The organism is Burkholderia sp. MR1-5-21, from assembly GCF_053427715.1.
In genome coordinates this window covers 38,750-55,029 of record NZ_JBSAXD010000009.1, presented here as the reverse complement: position 1 = coordinate 55,029, position 16,280 = coordinate 38,750, and the positions used below count along the sequence as shown (strand labels likewise).

Annotated in this window: 12 protein-coding genes; 6 read left to right on the top strand and 6 right to left on the bottom strand. The window is 68.5% G+C overall.

Annotation, left to right across the window (positions count from 1 at the left end; translation table 11 throughout):
• Positions 1-98 precede the first annotated feature (98 nt).
• Entirely contained in the window at positions 99-1,766 is a 1,668-nt protein-coding gene (locus tag ACV229_RS14445) for a Na+/H+ antiporter (RefSeq protein ID WP_448083799.1), read from the top strand.
• A gap of 147 nt (positions 1,767-1,913) precedes the next feature.
• Here ACV229_RS14445 and ACV229_RS14440 read toward each other — a convergent pair whose 3' ends face one another.
• On the bottom strand, positions 1,914-5,486 hold the full coding sequence (locus ACV229_RS14440; protein WP_448083798.1) for an indolepyruvate ferredoxin oxidoreductase family protein: 3,573 nt from the start codon (positions 5,484-5,486) through the stop codon (positions 1,914-1,916).
• A 1,510-nt stretch (positions 5,487-6,996) separates the two neighbouring features.
• Between ACV229_RS14440 and ACV229_RS14435 the strand changes: the two genes are divergently transcribed.
• On the top strand, positions 6,997-7,611 hold the full coding sequence (locus ACV229_RS14435) for a glutathione S-transferase family protein (protein ID WP_448083797.1): 615 nt from the start codon (positions 6,997-6,999) through the stop codon (positions 7,609-7,611).
• Positions 7,612-7,677: 66 nt separating this feature from the next.
• Here ACV229_RS14435 and ACV229_RS14430 read toward each other — a convergent pair whose 3' ends face one another.
• Positions 7,678-8,649: an ion channel gene (locus tag ACV229_RS14430; protein ID WP_448083796.1), complete on the bottom strand. Its 972-nt coding sequence runs from the start codon at positions 8,647-8,649 to the stop codon at positions 7,678-7,680.
• Positions 8,650-8,874: 225 nt separating this feature from the next.
• Here ACV229_RS14430 and ACV229_RS14425 point away from each other — a divergent pair, with 225 nt between their 5' ends.
• Both ACV229_RS14425 and ACV229_RS14420 read left to right on the top strand, forming a co-directional pair.
• Positions 8,875-10,107, top strand: a complete 1,233-nt coding sequence (locus ACV229_RS14425; RefSeq protein WP_448083795.1) for a molybdopterin-dependent oxidoreductase — start codon at positions 8,875-8,877, stop codon at positions 10,105-10,107.
• 10 nt (positions 10,108-10,117) lie between these two features.
• Entirely contained in the window at positions 10,118-10,462 is a 345-nt protein-coding gene (locus ACV229_RS14420; RefSeq protein WP_448083794.1) for a c-type cytochrome, read from the top strand.
• A gap of 190 nt (positions 10,463-10,652) precedes the next feature.
• On the opposite strand, the gene ACV229_RS14415 is transcribed toward ACV229_RS14420, so the two are convergent.
• Positions 10,653-11,675 (bottom strand): sulfate ABC transporter substrate-binding protein, encoded by a 1,023-nt coding sequence (locus ACV229_RS14415; RefSeq protein ID WP_448083793.1) that lies wholly within the window; start codon positions 11,673-11,675, stop codon positions 10,653-10,655.
• A 456-nt stretch (positions 11,676-12,131) separates the two neighbouring features.
• On the opposite strand from ACV229_RS14415, the gene dapA reads away from it, so the two are divergent.
• Complete coding sequence (gene dapA, locus ACV229_RS14410) at positions 12,132-13,025, top strand: 4-hydroxy-tetrahydrodipicolinate synthase (protein WP_448083792.1); 894 nt, start codon at positions 12,132-12,134, stop codon at positions 13,023-13,025.
• A gap of 21 nt (positions 13,026-13,046) precedes the next feature.
• Here the strand turns inward: dapA and ACV229_RS14405 are convergent, their stop codons facing one another.
• The 3 genes from ACV229_RS14405 to ACV229_RS14395 form a co-directional block, all read right to left on the bottom strand.
• Positions 13,047-13,427 (bottom strand): type II toxin-antitoxin system VapC family toxin, encoded by a 381-nt coding sequence (locus ACV229_RS14405; RefSeq protein WP_448083791.1) that lies wholly within the window; start codon positions 13,425-13,427, stop codon positions 13,047-13,049.
• Complete coding sequence (locus ACV229_RS14400; RefSeq protein WP_448083790.1) at positions 13,427-13,672, bottom strand: type II toxin-antitoxin system Phd/YefM family antitoxin; 246 nt, start codon at positions 13,670-13,672, stop codon at positions 13,427-13,429. Before ACV229_RS14400 ends, ACV229_RS14405 begins: the two co-directional genes overlap by 1 nt.
• 96 nt (positions 13,673-13,768) lie before the next feature.
• Complete coding sequence (locus ACV229_RS14395) at positions 13,769-14,803, bottom strand: LysR substrate-binding domain-containing protein (RefSeq protein WP_448083789.1); 1,035 nt, start codon at positions 14,801-14,803, stop codon at positions 13,769-13,771.
• Positions 14,804-14,902: 99 nt separating this feature from the next.
• Between ACV229_RS14395 and ACV229_RS14390 the strand changes: the two genes are divergently transcribed.
• Positions 14,903-16,165, top strand: a complete 1,263-nt coding sequence (locus ACV229_RS14390; protein ID WP_448083788.1) for an MFS transporter — start codon at positions 14,903-14,905, stop codon at positions 16,163-16,165.
• Positions 16,166-16,280 lie beyond the last annotated feature (115 nt).

Sequence of the window (16,280 nt, the reverse complement as noted above, 5' to 3'; positions counted from 1 at the left end):
CATTCAGGTGCGCACGCACCGGGACGCTTGAACGCAGCCGTCGCATCAGCACGCTACACTCCGTACGGTCGTTTCATTCCCCGTTTATTGCCGTATCGATGGAAATCGTCTTCACCGTCCTGATTCTGCTGCTCACCGTCGCGCTGTCCGGCGCGATCCCCCGCGTGCTGCCGTTGCGGCTGCCTCTGCCGCTGATGCAGATCGCGTTCGGCGCGATCCTCGCGTGGCCGAAGTTCAACCTGCACGTCACGTTCGATCCCGAAATCTTCATGCTGCTGTTCATTCCGCCGCTGCTGTTCGCGGACGGCTGGCGGATTCCGAAGCGCGAGCTGTACCTGCAGCGCCGCGCGATCCTGATGCTCGCGTTCGGGCTCGTCTTCATGACGGTACTCGCAGTCGGCTATTTCGCGCATTGGCTGATTCCCGAGTTGCCGCTGCCGATCGCGTTCGCGCTCGCCGCTGTGCTGTCGCCGACCGACGCGGTCGCGCTGTCCGGCATCGCCGGCAAGGGCCGGATCCCGCCGCAGCTGATGCACATCCTCGAGGGCGAGGCGTTGATGAACGACGCGTCGGGCCTCGTCGCGCTGAAGTTCGCGGTCGCCGCCGCGCTGACCGGCATGTTCTCGCTGCGCGACGCGTCGGTCACGTTCGTGATCGTCGCGGCCGGCGGGCTCGCGACGGGCGCCGCGGTGTCATGGATCTTCAGCGCGCTGTCGACGCGCTTCCTGAACGCCGAGCAGGAAGGCGATCCGGCGCCCGGCATCGTGATGACGCTGCTGGTGCCGTTCGCCGCGTACCTGTTCGCCGAGCATCTCGAGCTGTCCGGCGTGCTCGCGGCCGTTGCGGCCGGGATGATGATGAACTACACGAGCTTCTCCCGCAAAAGCACCGTCGCGTCGCGCGTGCGCGCGGAAAGCACGTGGGCGATGATCGAGTTCGTGTTCAACGGCATGGTGTTCATCATGCTCGGCCTGCAGCTGCCGCACATCATCGGCCGCGCGCTCGTCGATGCGCACCATACGAGCGACGCGCTCGTCGGCCGGATGATCTTCAACGTGCTCGCGATGATGGCCGCGCTCTATGCAATCCGCTTTTTGTGGGTCTGGCTGCTGCGCTGGATCGCAAGCCGGCGCGCCGCGCGCCAGGGGCTCGCCGGCACGATGGCCGGCGTGCGCACGATCGCGGTGATGACGGTCGGCGGCGTGCGCGGCGCGGTGACGCTCGCCGGCGTGCTGTCGATTCCGGTCGCGCTGTCGGACGGCACGCCGCTGCCGGGCCGCGACACGGCAATCTTCGTCGCATCGGCGGTGATCCTCGGCTCGCTGGTGTTCGCGGTGATCGGCCTGCCGGTGCTGCTGCGCGGCGTGCGCTCGACGCGCAACCCGCTCGCCGACGAGGAGCGCGCCGCGCGCGCGGCCGCCGCGCAGGCGGCGATCCGCGCGATCGATGCGTCGCACGACGCGATCGCGACCGATCTCGACGAGTCGGGCGCCGCGCGCTGCGCGGACATCTCCGCGCGCGTGATGGATCAGTACCGCCGCCGGCTTTCCGCGCTCGCCGAGGACGGGCCCACGCCGCGCGCGGAGGCCAAGCAGGCCGAGACGATGGAGCTGCAGATGCGGATTGCGGCCATCCGCGCGGAACGCTCGGTGCTGTACCGGATGCGCGGCGAGAGCAGGATCTCCGACGAGACGCTGACGAAGCTGATCCGCGAGATCGACCTGTCGGAAACGGCGCTGTCGACGCGGAAGAAGGGCATCGTCTGATTGCAGGCGCTGCGCGCGTGCCAGATCACCGGATCGCAGCGCGTCACGCAGACGTCGTGAACGCGGCGGCCAGCAGGACATCTCAATGAAAAACGGCGACGCCCGCGATGCGAGCGTCGCCGTTTTTCGTGGCGCGTGCCGTGCGACTTACTTCGCGACGACGACCGGAATGCCCTTCAGCGTCCCCGCACCCTTCACCTCGTCGAGCGCGTGCTGCACCGCCGCACTCGTCGCGGCATCGATGCCGAGCTGCAGCGCAAGCTCGCGCTCCGCGCGCTTCACGCCCGCCAGATTGCGCAGCTTCACGTGGCCGAAGCCGCGCACGCGTGCGTGCAGGTCCGCCAGCTGCGTGACGCGCGCCGCGTTGTCGGCCGTCACCGCCGCGAGCGCGCGGGTCAGCGTCGTCTCGTAGTCGTCGGCGAGCGCGCGCTCCATCCTGCGCTCGACGGTGCGGCCGAACGGATCGAGCGACGTGCCGCGCAGGCTGCGCACGCGCGCGAGCATGCCGAGCACCGGCCACATCCACTGGCCGAACACACGCTTCTTCGGCACGCTGCCGTCGCGGCCCGCTTTCGCGACCGTCGGCGGCGCCAGGTTGAACTTCACGCGATAGTCCTGCCCCGGCACGCCTTCGAACTGCGCTTCGAGCGCCGAGCGGAACGCGCCATCCGCATACAGTCGCGCGACCTCGTATTCGTCCTTCACCGCGAGCAGGCGATGGAACGTCGTCGCGACCGCGCGCGTCAGCGCATCGTCGCCCTTCGCGCGCGCGGCGCCCACGAGCGCGAGGTAGCGCTCGACGTAGCGCGCACCGCCGTACGCGGACAGGCGCGCTTCGCGGTCCGCGATCAGGTCGCCGAGCGTCTCGATCGCGACCGGCGCCGCCACCGTGTGCCGCGCGTTCCACAATGCGTCGAGACCAGCCGGATCGCCCGCCGCCATCCGGCCGACCGAGAACGCGAGCTTGTTCATCGGCACCGCGACGTTGTTCAGCTCGATCGCGCGCATCATTGCCGCGTGCGACACCGGCACGAGGCCGAGCTGCCACGCGAAGCCGAGCATCAGGATGTTTGCGCCGATCGAGTCGCCGAGGAATTTCGCGGCGAGCGCCTGCGCGTCGCAGCTCGACAGGAAGCCGTCGCCGGCCGCATGGTGCATCTTCTCGAGCAGCGCGTCCGCGTGCAGGCTCGCGTCGGGGTTCTGCACGAACGACGCGTTCGGGATCCGGTGCGTGTTGACGACGATCCGCGAACGCTCGTGACGCACCGTCTGCAGTGCCTCGGCGCTCGCGCCGACGACCATGTCGCAGGCGAGCAGCACGTCCGCCTGCTGCGTGTCGATGCGCACCTGGTTCAGCCATTCGTCGCGCGCGGCGATCCGCACGAACGACAGCACCGAGCCGCCCTTCTGCGCGAAGCCCATGAAGTCGAGCACCGACGCGCTCTTGCCTTCGAGGTGCGCGGCCATGCTGATCAGCGCGCCGACCGTCACGACGCCCGTGCCGCCGACGCCCGTCACGAGCATGTCGTACGGCGCCGCGTCGAGATGCGTGGCCGGCACCGGCAGCGCATCGACACGCGCGGCGAGCGCCGCCTCGTCGAACGCCGCACCCGCGGCCTTCTTCAGCGCCGCGCCTTCGACCGTCACGAAGCTCGGGCAGAAGCCGTTCACGCACGAGAAGTCCTTGTTGCACGACGACTGGTCGATCCGGCGCTTGCGGCCGAGCGGCGTCTCGAGCGGCTCGACCGACAGGCAGTTCGACTGCACGCCGCAATCGCCGCAGCCTTCGCACACCGCATCGTTGATGAACAGGCGCTTGTCCGGGTCGGGGAACTCACCCTTCTTGCGGCGGCGGCGCTTTTCGGCCGCGCAGGTCTGGTCGTAGATCAGCACGGTGACGCCCGGCGTCTCGCGCAGCTCGCGCTGCACCGCGTCGAGCTCGCTGCGGTGATGGAACGTCGTGCCTTTCGGGAACAGCCCGTGATGGCCGTCGTACTTCTCCGGCTCGTCGGACACGACGACGAAGCGCGACACGCCTTCCGCCTCGACCTGCCGCGCGATCTGCGGCACCGAGATGCTGCCGTCGACCGGCTGGCCGCCCGTCATCGCGACCGCATCGTTGTAGAGGATCTTGTACGTGATGTTTGCCTTCGCGGCGACGGCCTGGCGGATCGCGAGGATCCCCGAGTGGAAATAGGTGCCGTCGCCGAGGTTCTGGAACACGTGCTTCGTGTTCGTGAACATCGCGTGCGCGGCCCAGTCGACGCCCTCGCCGCCCATCTGGATCAGCCCGGTCGTGTCGCGCTCCATCCACGACGCCATGAAGTGGCAGCCGATGCCGGCCTGCGCGATCGAGCCCTCCGGCACCTTCGTCGACGTGTTGTGCGGGCAGCCCGAGCAGAAGTACGGCGTGCGCTTCACCGCGTCCGCTTCGTTCGACAGGATCTGCGGCGCGACGAGATCGACGACGCGTTCGCGGCGGTCGAGCGCCGGCTTGTGACGCGCAAGCCATGCGGCGAACACCGGCAGGATCCGCGACGGGCGCAGTTCGCCGAGCTCCGACAACAGGCACGCGCCTTCGGCGTCGTGCTTGCCGAGCACGCGCGGTCGCGCGCCATCCGCGCGGTTGTACAGGTAGTCCTTGATCTGCTGCTCGATCACCGGGCCCTTCTCTTCGATGACGAGCACTTCCGACAGGCCGTCGACGAAGGTTTCGATCCGCGTCATCTCGAGCGGATACGACAGGCCGACCTTGTAGATCCGTACGCCCGCCGCTTCCAGATCGGCGACGGTGAGGTCGAGCCGGCGCAATGCCTCCATCAGGTCGAGGTGCGCCTTGCCGCAGGTGACGATGCCGACGTTCGCGTGCGCGCTCGGCGCGATCCATTTGTCGATGCTGTTCGTGCGCGCGAAGTGGCGCACCGCGTCGAGCTTCGCCGCGAGGCGCGCTTCGATCGCGAGGCTCGGCAGGTCGGGCCAGCGGTTGTGCAGGCCGCCGGCCGGCGGCGTGTAGCCTTCGGGCGCGGACCAGTGCGTCTGCAGCGCGTCGAGATCGACGGTCGAACCCGATTCGACCGTTTCCGAGATCGCCTTGAAGCCGACCCACGCGCCCGAGTAGCGCGACAGCGCCCAGCCGTACAGGCCGAATTCGAGCATGTCGGCGATGTTCGACGGATTCACGACCGGCATGTGCCACGCGATCATCGCGAAGTCGCTCTGGTGCGGCATCGACGACGACACGCAGCCGTGATCGTCGCCGGCGACGACGAGCACGCCGCCGTGCGGCGACGAGCCGTATGCGTTGCCGTGCTTCAGCGCGTCGCCCGCGCGGTCGACGCCCGGACCCTTGCCGTACCACATCGCGTACACGCCATCGACGGTGCGTTCCGGATCGGCCTCGACGCGCTGCGTGCCGAGCACCGCGGTGCCGCCGAGCTCCTCGTTGATCGCGGGCAGAAAACGCACGCCGCCGCCGTCGAGCAGCTTCTTCGCTTTCCACAGCTGCTGATCGACCATCCCGAGCGGAGAACCGCGGTAGCCGCTGACGAAGCCGGCCGTGTTCAGGCCCTGCGCGGCATCAGTCGCGCGCTGCATCAGCAGCAGGCGCACGAGGGCCTGCGTGCCGGTCAGGAAGATCCGGCCGCGCGTCGCGGTCAGGTTGTCGGTCAGACGATAGTCGGATAGAGCGGGCGTGCCGTCGATGGGCAAGCGGGCGGTCATGGGGACGTCTCCTGATTTGTACTGTTCTGGGCTGCCGCGGCGGGGCGTCGGGCGACGCGCCGGCCGGCAGCGGCGGAATGGCTCTATTTTTTCGCGCGGAGACGAGAATGTTTTTTCTCATCTTGCGCGGACAGCCCCGTGACGAGAAAAACCGCGCAGTATTTGCGGCCGTTTTGAGAGAGTTTTCGCGCACGGCCGTCGAAGCGGGTGAATCGGCATGGATCGGGTACGCAGGCGCGGCTCGGTGCGGCAGTCGTGCACATTCGCGCTGGCAACCCGCGGCGGCGGGGTGGCCGCTCGCGCGCCGGACGACGCGGCCCGGCGGCCCGCGAGCCGGCATCCTCACCGTTCGGATGCACAGCATTTGGATTTGTCCGGGAGGCGGATATCCACAAAGGAAATGCGCCCGATCAGGCGCTCATCCTCACCTGTGAAATGCACAGCTTTTCGACTTTCCGGAGTGGCTGGATATCCACACGAAACTTTCCGGTTTGGGCGTTCTCGCTCACCGTTAAAATGCACAGCGTTTCGACTCGGCGAAATGGTCGATGGCCGCGACGGGAACGCAGCCCATTCGGCGTTCATGCTCACCTGTGAAATGCACAGCTTTTCGATTTGTCGGGGTGGCCGGATATCCACACGGAAACCTTCCGGATTGGGCGTTCACTCTCACCGCTAAAATTCACAGCGTTTCGACTTGCCGGGAAAGTCGGGGCCATGGGAACGCGCTGATCGGGCGCTCACCCTCACCTTTGGAATGCACAGCATTTCGCGTCGTTTCCGGGGGTGGATATCCACAACCCGAATGACGCTTTCAGCCACATCCGGTCACGCTCACCTGTGCAATGCACAGCGTTTCGAGTTGCTTCGGGATGGGGATATCCACAACGAAAGCGACTGTGTGATCGACGGCCCGCGTGTCGATCGGATCAGCCCGTTGTCCTCATGAAACGGCCGCGTGGCGTGCCGCAGCCGGCTTGCGGGCAAGGTGCTCACCTTTCGAAGGCACAGCGTTTCGAGTGGCTTCGACGGGTAGTTGTCCACATGCGCGTGAACACGCAACGCCGCGCCATCCGTCGAGTTCATTCGATCTGCAGCCGTTCCGGTGCATGCGCCGCTTGCGAGCGAGCCAACGGCCCTGACGGCTGCGCGCTGTCCGCGCCGACCTGCTCCCGAGCCGACTCCGGACGGGCCACGGAGCGCCGCATCCACGGCATTTGCGGTTAGTCATTTTAAAACTAGTTAATTTACGACTTACCCGGTCCTTCGCCCTTCCGCCGATCGATTGGCCGCGCTTCCCGACTGTGTCGGCAGGCCCCGTTCAGTCGCCGCCCCTCGCCGGGCACGCCTCGCCGGCCGCCCCTGGCCGGGCGCACCTCGCCGGGCGCCCCTCGCCGGCCGCCCCTCGCCGGCCGCCCCTAGCCGGGCGCACCTCGCCGGCCGCCCCTGTCCGAACCTCCGCGGCTCGGGTACGCTTGACCCTCAGCGAACATCGCCATGCGGAGGCACGATGAAGCTCTACTACTGGCCGAAAACCCGGGCGTTCCGGGCCCTGTGGATGCTCGAGGAAGTCGGCGCGGTGTACGAACTCGTGCCGATCGACCTGCGTTCGCACGAGCAGGGCAGCGATGCGTTCGTCCAGGTCAATCCGATGGCGAAACTGCCAGCGCTAGACGACGGCAGCGTGCCGTTCGCCGAATCCGGCGCGGTACTGCTCTACCTCGCCGACCGCTTTGCCGACGCGCGGCTCGGCATCGCGCCGGACGATCCGCTGCGCGGCCGCTTCCTGCAATGGCTGTTCTTCACGCCGACCTGCCTCGAACCGGCGATGGCGGAAAAATTCACCGGTGCGTCAGGCAACCCGGTCGCGTTCGGCTGGGGCAACATCACGCGCGTGCAGCGCGCGCTTGCGCAGACGCTCGCGCATCAACAATGGCTCGTCGGCGAGCAGTTCACCGCAGCCGACCTGCTGCTCGCAAGCACGCTGCAGATCGCGCTCGACGCGCACTTGCTGCCGCGCGAAGGCGTGCTCGGCGATTACGTCGCGCGTGCGGAAGACCGCGACGGCTTCCGCCGCGCGATCGCGATCGAGCAGCGCGAGGCGGCACGGCTGCTGCATCCGTGATGCGCCGGTAGCGCGCTACCTGCTACCCGCCGCCTGCCGCCCGCTGCCACCGCCCACGAAACGCCGCTACATGGTGGGCGCAGCGGAGTCAGGCGCGTGCGCCCCGGAAGACACGGCGGTCGCGCCGGGGGTGCCGCCGTCGGTGTCCGCGTCGACCGGCACGATCTCGTGGAAGTGCGTGTAGTCGATGTGCGTGATGCCGCCCTCCTCGTGCATCAGGTCGACGTAGCGATGGAGCCAGCGGATCTCGCCGTGCTCCCACGAGTACCGCGCCTGCATCACCTGCGAGGTCGTCTCGTCCGAGCCTTCGATCGTGATCAGCAGCGACGCATCGCGCGCCGCAAGCGAATCGGCCGTCTCGCCGAACAGCGGGCTCGACTCATCGATCACGTGCATCAGGTTCCAGCCGAGCAGGAAGATCGGATGCTCGCTGCGCACGAGCGGCAGGTCGTGGATCTTGCGCAGCGTATAGCCTTCGTGCGTGCCTTCGACGCGCATCAGCCGCAGTTTCGCGCGCGCCTCGGCGATCACGTTCTGGCGCGCGTTCGCAACCCGCACCATCAGCGTCATCCGGCCGTTCAGCGGCCGCACGATCGCGTAGCGCGCGAACAGGATCTTCGCGCGCGGCCGCGAGAAACGCGCGAAGACGAGCCCCGTGGCCAGCGCGATCCCCGACATCCCGATGAAGATCTCGAGCGTCGCGACGAGGTGCGCGTAGACGGTCTGCGGATGCATGTCGCCGTAGCCGACGGTCGCGAGCGTCTCCACGCTGAAAAAGAACGCGCCGCCGAACCCGGCCGGCGACTGGTTCGCGATCGGCGCGGTGCCGAGCAGGTACAGCGTCGCGAAACAGCCGTTCATCAGCAGGAACAGCACCGCGAGCGACAGGAAGAACATCGGCCAGCTCACCGTCAGCGCGCGGTGGTACAGGTCGCGCCAGCCGAGCGGCGGCATCCCGTACGCGATCACGTGACGGGTGCCCGACCAGATCTTGCGGCCGCGGCCGCGGGGGTGAATGGAGGCGGAGGAATCTTTCATGACGCGTCGCCGCTGACGGGGAGCGACGAGCGTAGCACGGGGAACGCCGGGCAGGAATGCGCGGGCGCGGTGGAAGCCGGGCGGCGTGCGTTGCTGCACCGCTTCCACGCGTGAACCCTGCCCGGCCCGATATTGCGCCGGATTGCGCCTAACATTGAATCTCGGTGCATCGCGCTGTGCACGATCGCGGGATCCGCAGACAGATCGGCAAACACGGGAGTCGCCATGGGAGACCAACACAATCCGCAACGCCGGCGCCTGCTGCACACGGCCGCCGCAGGCAGCCTGCTGGTTGTCGGCGGAAGCTGGCAACGCCACGCCAGCGCGGCCGACGCGGTCACGCTGCCTTTCGAGAACGGCCTGCGCGAGCTGACGCGCGCGTTTCCGCAAAAGGGCGAGATGCTGCTGGTGCGCATCCGTCCGCCGCTGCTCGAAACCCCGTTCGCCGTGTTCGACGACGGCGTGTTCACGCCGAACGACCGGTTCTTCGTGCGCTGGCATCTCGCCGACATCCCGACGCGCATCGACGCCGGCGCGTTCCGGCTCGCCGTGCACGGGCTCGTCGAGCGCCCGGTCGAACTGAGCCTGCACGATCTCATGAGCAACTTTCCGCACGTCGACGTTGCCGCCGTCAATCAGTGCGCGGGCAATTCGCGCGGCTTCTTCGCACCGCGCGTCGCCGGCGGCGAATGGGGCAACGGCGCGATGGGCAACGCGCGCTGGACGGGCGTGCGGCTGAAGGACATCCTCGAGCGCGCGGGCGTGAAGGCGGGCGCGGTCCAGGTCCGCTTCCGCGGCCTGGACAACGGCGTACTGCCCGCCACGCCGCCGTTCATCAAGGCGCTCGACGTCGACCGCGCGCGCGACGGCGAAGTGATCGTCGCGTTCGGCATGAACGGGCAGCCGCTGCCGCTGCTCAACGGCTTCCCGCTGCGTCTCGTCGTGCCCGGATGGTATTCGACGTACTGGGTGAAGATGCTGCACGACATCGAGGTCATCGACCGGCGCGACGACAATTTCTGGATGGCGAAGGCCTATCAGATTCCCGACACGCCGCATGCGAGCATCCAGCCCGGGCAGACGGGCGTCAAGACCGTACCGATCAGCCGGATGGTGCCGCGATCGTTCGTCACCAACCTCGCCGACGGCGCCGTGATCGCGCTCGACCGCACGCAGACGGTTCGCGGCATCGCGTTCGGCGGCGACACGGGTGTGCGCAAGGTGCTGTTCTCGCACGACGGCGGCGCGTCGTGGTCGGCGGCGCGGCTCGGGAAGGACTACGGCAAGTACAGCTTTCGCCGCTGGGAAGCGCAGTTCACGCCGCACCGCGCCGGACAGGCCGTGCTGCAGGTCAAGGCGGTCAACGACGACGGCGTCGAGCAGCCCGACACCCCGCCCTGGAACCCGGCCGGCTACATGCGCAATGTGGTCGAATCGACGAAGGTGTTCGTCGCGTGAGGAGCCGCTGATGACGAAGACATGTGCCGCGATCCTGCTCGCCGCCGTGGCGTGCGCGGGAAGCATCGCGATGGCGGAAACGGCCCGGCCGGCGCGCGCTGCAGCGGCCGGGACGGTCGAGGTCCAGTTGCCCGGGGATACGCAGAAGTTTCCGCCTGGCCCGGGCGCCGATCTCGCGAACCTGCACTGCCTGACCTGCCATTCGGTCGACATGGTGACCCGGCAGCCGCCGCTGTCGTTCCAGGAGTGGAAGGCGGAAGTCGCCAAGATGCGCGCGGTCTACGGTGCGCCGCTGCCGCCTGACGCGATCGACGACATCGCGCGATACCTGACCGCGATCAACGGAAAGCCGTGACGCATTGCAAGGCCACGCGGCGCGCCGGTGAAAATGCCGGCCGCCCGTCGGCCACGAAGTGCGCGTTGCCGTTTCTCCGGCCCGCCGCCGGTATGCGTGCCGACGAGGCAGCGTATCCGCATTTGGAAAAGGTCGGCAGCACGCTGCCGGCCCCTCTCTCGCTGATCGCAGCGCGCGTCACGCGCCTCGGTCAATTCCTGTCGACGATCACCCGGTCGAACGTGCCGCCGTCCGCGAAGTGGGTCTTCTGCGCGTTCGCCCAAGTGCCGAAGACCTGCTCGACACTGAACGTCTTCAGCGGCTTGAACTCGGCCGCGTGCTTCTTCAGCACATTCGGATCGCGCGGACGCAGATGATGCCGCGCGATGATCTCCTGCGCGTCCGGCGTGTACAGGTAGTCGAGATACGCCTGCGCGACCTTGCGCGTGCCCTTCTTGTCGACCACCTTGTCGACGATCGCGACCGGCGGCTCCGCGAGGATGCTCGCCGACGGATACACCGCGTCGAACTGCGCGCCCGACGCACCGGTATCCATCAGCGCGACCTCGTTCTCGAACGTGACGAGCACGTCGCCGATGCCGCGCTGCGTGAACGTCGTCGTGGCGCCTCGGCCGCCCGAATCGAGCACCGGCACGTTGCGGAAGATCGCCTTCTCGAAGTCGAGCGCCTGCTGGTCGGTCGCGCCCTTCTGCTTCTGGTAGCCCCACGCGGCCAGATACGCGTAGCGGCCGTTGCCCGACGTCTTCGGGTTCGCGATGATCACCTGCACGCCCGGCTTCGCGAGGTCGCTCCAGTCCTTGATCCCCTTCGGGTTGCCCTTGCGCACGAGGAACACCATCGTCGTCGAGTACGGCGAGCTGTTGTCGGGGAAGCGCGCGCGCCAGTCCTTCGGCAGCAGCTGACCGCGCTCGGCGAGCAGGTCGATGTCGTTCGGCTGGTTCATCGTCACGACGTCGGCCTGCAGGCCCTGCAGCACCGACAGCGCCTGCGCGCTCGATGCGCCGTGCGACTGCTTGATCGTCACCGTCTCGCCGGTCTTCTGCCTGTAAGCGGCCGCAAAACCCGCGTTGATGTCCTTGTACAGCTCGCGCGTCACGTCGTACGACACGTTCAGGAGCGACGTGTCGGCATGCGCGGCCGCCGTCGAAACGACCAGCGCCGCCGCGGCGATGCCCTTCAGCAGCCGGCCGCCGATTCCGTGCGTGTATCCCATCGTTGAAATGCCCCGCTTCCAGTGGTTCCAGTGGTGGATGCGTGACGGCGCGCGCACGCACCGTCATCGAAACGTAAGCGGGCATTCTAGCGGCCGGCCGCGCGGCGCCATCCAATCAGTCATGGAAAGCAAAGCAGGAATTCTGCTAAGTGGCGGCGACCGCTCGCGCAGGCGTCCGATCTGATGCTAAGATCGCCGTTCAGCCCACTTCACGGTCCATCCATGTCCGCTGCCCTGCGTTCGCATCCGATCCTCGCCGCCGTTGCGGCAGGCGCGCGCGCGGCCGGGCTGAAAGCGAAAAAACGACTCCTCGACTGACGGGGATGTCGCGTCCCGTCAGGCGATTGCCGGACGGGATGCCCGCAAGCCGTTTCTCTCTCCTCGCTTGCACGCCTCTTTCCGGCACCCCGCCGGCGGAACGGTTCTCTCCCATCCGTTTCCACCATGAGGCTTTGCATGCAAGCACGTTTCGAAGGTATCTGGCTGCCGATCATCACGCCGTTTCACGACGGTGAAGTCGACCATGCGACGCTCGCGCGGCTCGCCCGCCGCTATGCGGCCACCGGCATCGCCGGCTTCGTCGCAGGCGCGACGACGGGCGAAGGCGCGCTGCTCGACGCGCGCGAACAGGACGCCGTGTTCGCGACCATCCGCGACGCGGCGCCGGGTTTTCCGATCGTCATCGGGCTGACCGCGAGCGCGACGCATTTCGCCGCGGCCCGCGCGCGCGAACTCGCCGCGCTGCGCCCCGCCGGCCTGCTCGTCACGCCGCCCGTCTACGTGCGGCCGACGCAGGACGGCATCCGGCGGCACATCGAGGCGATCGTCGAGGCCGCCGACCTGCCGGTGCTTGTCTACAACATCCCGTACCGCACTGGCGTGAACGTCGAATTCGAGACGCTGCAGGCGCTCGCGCGCGATCCGCGCGTCGCGGGCGTGAAGGAATGCGGCGGCAGCTTCGAGCGGATGACGCGGCTCGTCCACGACACGCCGCTCGCGATCCTGTCCGGCGACGACAACCAGAACTTCGCGGCGCTATGCGCGGGCGCGCACGGCACGATCGCGAGCAGCGCGCACGTGCTGCCCGAATGGCACGTGCGCATTCACGCACTGGTGCGCGACGGGCGGCTCGCCGATGCGCGACGGCTCTCGGTCGCGCTGCAGCCGCTCGTCGCGGCGCTGTTTGCGGAGCCGAATCCGGCGCCCGTGAAGGCGCTGCTGGCTGCGCAGGGCTGGTGCGAGGACGGCTTGCGGCTGCCGTTCGTGCCGGCGAGCGATGCGTTGCGGGCGAGGCTGGTCGAGCTTCATGAGGAACTCGAAGCGTCCAAGTCGGTTGTCGCGACTGTTTAGGATTTCGATCGAGAAACTGTTTCAAACCGTCAGGATCCAGGACGATCCGTACTGCGCAAGATGGCCGTCGGCGGTGACAAGGCGCAACGGTTCGTAGTGAGCCTGCGCCACGAGCAACCGGTCGAACGGGTCGCGGTGATGGTGCGGCAGGTTGCGCACGGCCGCGCCGTGCGCTGCCCGAACCGGTAGTTCGTTGTACCCGCTCGCATCGATCTCATCGATGAGCCGATCGATGTCGACGTTCAGCTTTCCCCGCCCGACCTTGATGGCCGCTTCCCAGATACTCGCGCTGCTGACGAACACTTCATCGGCAGCGGCGATCAGCGTGCGTGCGCGGATACTCAGCTTCGGGTCATCGGTCACGACCCAGATAAAGATGTGCGTATCGAACAGCAAACGCATCACTTCCCCTCGAAAGCATCCAGCACGTGATCGGGCAGCGGCGCATCGAAGTCGTCGGCAATCCAGACCTGGCCTTTGAGCGCACCGAACCGCCGGACGGGTTTGACGCGCTTGACGGGTTCGACGGGTACGAGCCGGACCGCGGGTTTGCCGTGAATCGAGATCAGGACTTCCTCGCCGCCCATCGCGGCATCGACGAGCCGGGACAGATCGAGCGCGGCTTCGTTGAGGCTTGCGTTCTGCATGATCGACTCCATTGAGTGGCCCACCATTGTCGCGAGATTCGACAGTTCGCTCCAGTTGGCCAAATGGGCGACCGAACGCGCATTTGCCGATCGCGATCACGCAGCGAGCACTGTCGTGGTCGCCTCCGTCGCATCGCGCACCGCCTGCGTCACGATCCGCGCGAGCCGGTCCACCGTCGGCGTCGCCGACGACGCGTGCCGCAGCAGCATCAGCGGCAGGCTCGGCAGTTCGGGCAGCCCGAGCGGTGCGCCGTCGAGCAGCCGAACCGACGCGGGCAGCCCGTAATGCGAGCGCACCGTGAGCCCGAGACCCGCCGCCGCCGCGGCCCACAGGCCCGCGAGGCTCGGTGTGGTGAACGCGACGCGCCACGGCACGCCCGCGCGATCGAGCGCGTCCGTCGCTGCGCCGAAGAAGCGGCACGGCCGATCGAACACGACGAGCGGCAGCGGTTCGCCCGGCACGGAAACGGAGCCGATGACCGTGCCGCCGCGCGCGTCCGTCGCCGCCCCAGCTTCGGCCGCCCCCTCTCCACCGCCGTCCGGAACACCGACACCGGCCATACCCATGCCAACCGCCCCGATCCACCGCATCGGCACATGCGCGATCGCCCCGCTGTCGATCCCCGCCCGCGACACGCGCGCCGCCGACGCGGGGTCTCCCCACACCAGCGCGAGATCGAGCTGGTTCGCGTCGAGCCGATCGAGCAACTCGGCGTTGCGCGCGACGCGCGCCTCGATCCGCACCTTCGGATGCGCACGTGCGAAGCGGCCCAGCACGCCGGGCAGGATCGCCTCGCCGAAATCCTCCTGCAGGCCGATCCTCACCCAGCCGTCGAGATTCGCGCCGCGCACGGCGGCGGCCGCCTCGTCGTTCAGCTCGATCATCCGCCGCGCGTAGCGCAGCATCGCGTCGCCGGCATCGGTCAGCGCGAGCCCGCGCCCCGACTTGACGAAGAGCGGCGTGCCCGCCTGCTCCTCGAGCTTGCGAATCTGCGCGCTCACTGCCGACGACGAGCGCGCGACGCGGTCCGCCGCCTTCGCGAAGCTGCCGAGATCGACGCCCGCGACGAGGCTGCGCAGCGCGGCGATGTCGAAATTGGGGTACGCCGCCGATTCAGACATTTCAACCATCCTGTTTTATCGAACGATTCATCAAAAACTTTCCGATTTTCAGGACGAATCTAGGACGCGAGACTGTGGCTGTCAATGTCCGCTCGCTCACTGATCGTCATGGAAACTTCACTCCCTCTTGACCCTTGCGCGCCGGCCCGCCCCGCGCGCGGCCCGGCTCATCGCTGGCGCGTGCTCGCGGCCGGCGTCGCCGCGAACATGAGCTTCTCCGCCGCCGCGACCGGCATCCCGACCACGGCCGTGTGGCTGCGCGCCGACTACCGGCTCGACAACGCCGCGCTCGGTGTCGCACTCGGCGCGCTCGGCCTCGGCGTCGCGCTGTCCGAGCTGCCGTGGGGCATCGCTGCCGACCGCTTCGGCGACCGGCGCGTGCTGCTGTCCGGGCTCGTCGCCACGGCCGTGATGTTCGTGCTGATGGTGTTCGCGATCGTGCCGTCCGCCCACGCAGTGCCGCCGCTCGCGCGCGTCGCGGCCGCGCTGTTCTGCGTCGGACTGCTCGGCGGCAGCGTGAACGGCTCGAGCGGCCGCGCGGTGATGCGCTGGTTCGGCGAACGCGAGCGAGGACTCGCGATGAGCATCCGCCAGACCGCGGTGCCGCTCGGCGGCGGCGTCGGCGCCGCGCTGCTGCCGTCGCTCGCGTCGCATGTCGGGTTCGCCGCGGTGTTCGGCGCGCTGGCGCTGCTGTGCGCGGTGTCCGCAGCGCTGACCTGGCGCTGGTTGCACGAGCCGCCGGACAGCCACACGGCCGCGCCGCCCCACGTTTCCGGACAGCCCGTGCGACCTGAACGCGGGCCGCTCGCGAGCGGCCCGGTCTGGCGGATCGTGCTCGGCATCGGCCTGCTGTGCGCGCCCCAGTTCGCGGTGCTGACATTCGCGACCGTGTTCCTGCACGATTTCGGCCGGCTCGGCGTCGCGGCGATCAGCACCGCAATGGTCGCGCTGCAGGCGGGCGCGATGACGATGCGCGTGTGGAGCGGGCGCCACACCGACCGGCACGGCAACCGGCGCGCATACCTGCGCAGCTCGGTGCTCGTCGCGGCCGCGTCGTTCGCGCTGCTGGCGGCGGCGACCGCCGCGAGCCCGCAGGTGCCGATCGCCGCGATCGTCGCGGTGCTGGTGTTTGCGGGCATCTGCGTGTCGGCGTGGCACGGCGTCGCGTACACGGAACTTGCGACGCTCGCCGGCGCGAACCACGCGGGCACCGCGCTCGGCATGGCAAACACCTGCGTGTACCTGGGTCTGTTCGCGACGCCGCTCGCGATCCCGCCGCTGCTCGCGCACACGTCGTGGAGCGTCGTCTGGCTCGCGACGGCGGCATGCGCGTGCGCGGCGTGGCCGCTGTTTCCGAGGCGTGTACGTTGAGCCCGCCCGCCCGCATCCCGAGCGGGCAGGCATCGGCTCCCGGTCGCGCCGCACGCGCGCGACCGGGAGCCGACTACTGGACGGAACGCACGCGCGCCGCCTGTCACGCGCGGCA

Excerpts from the sequence above, each read along its gene's own strand:
- ACV229_RS14445 (WP_448083799.1), top strand. The coding sequence starts at position 99 with ATGGAAATCGTCTTCACCGTCCTGATTCTGCTGCTCACCGTCGCGCTG.
- ACV229_RS14440 (WP_448083798.1), bottom strand. The coding sequence starts at position 5,486 with ATGACCGCCCGCTTGCCCATCGACGGCACGCCCGCTCTATCCGACTAT.
- ACV229_RS14435 (WP_448083797.1), top strand. The coding sequence starts at position 6,997 with ATGAAGCTCTACTACTGGCCGAAAACCCGGGCGTTCCGGGCCCTGTGG.
- ACV229_RS14430 (WP_448083796.1), bottom strand. The coding sequence starts at position 8,649 with ATGAAAGATTCCTCCGCCTCCATTCACCCCCGCGGCCGCGGCCGCAAG.
- ACV229_RS14425 (WP_448083795.1), top strand. The coding sequence starts at position 8,875 with ATGGGAGACCAACACAATCCGCAACGCCGGCGCCTGCTGCACACGGCC.
- ACV229_RS14420 (WP_448083794.1), top strand. The coding sequence starts at position 10,118 with ATGACGAAGACATGTGCCGCGATCCTGCTCGCCGCCGTGGCGTGCGCG.
- ACV229_RS14415 (WP_448083793.1), bottom strand. The coding sequence starts at position 11,675 with ATGGGATACACGCACGGAATCGGCGGCCGGCTGCTGAAGGGCATCGCC.
- dapA (WP_448083792.1), top strand. The coding sequence starts at position 12,132 with ATGCAAGCACGTTTCGAAGGTATCTGGCTGCCGATCATCACGCCGTTT.
- ACV229_RS14405 (WP_448083791.1), bottom strand. The coding sequence starts at position 13,427 with ATGCGTTTGCTGTTCGATACGCACATCTTTATCTGGGTCGTGACCGAT.
- ACV229_RS14400 (WP_448083790.1), bottom strand. The coding sequence starts at position 13,672 with ATGCAGAACGCAAGCCTCAACGAAGCCGCGCTCGATCTGTCCCGGCTC.
- ACV229_RS14395 (WP_448083789.1), bottom strand. The coding sequence starts at position 14,803 with ATGGTTGAAATGTCTGAATCGGCGGCGTACCCCAATTTCGACATCGCC.
- ACV229_RS14390 (WP_448083788.1), top strand. The coding sequence starts at position 14,903 with ATGGAAACTTCACTCCCTCTTGACCCTTGCGCGCCGGCCCGCCCCGCG.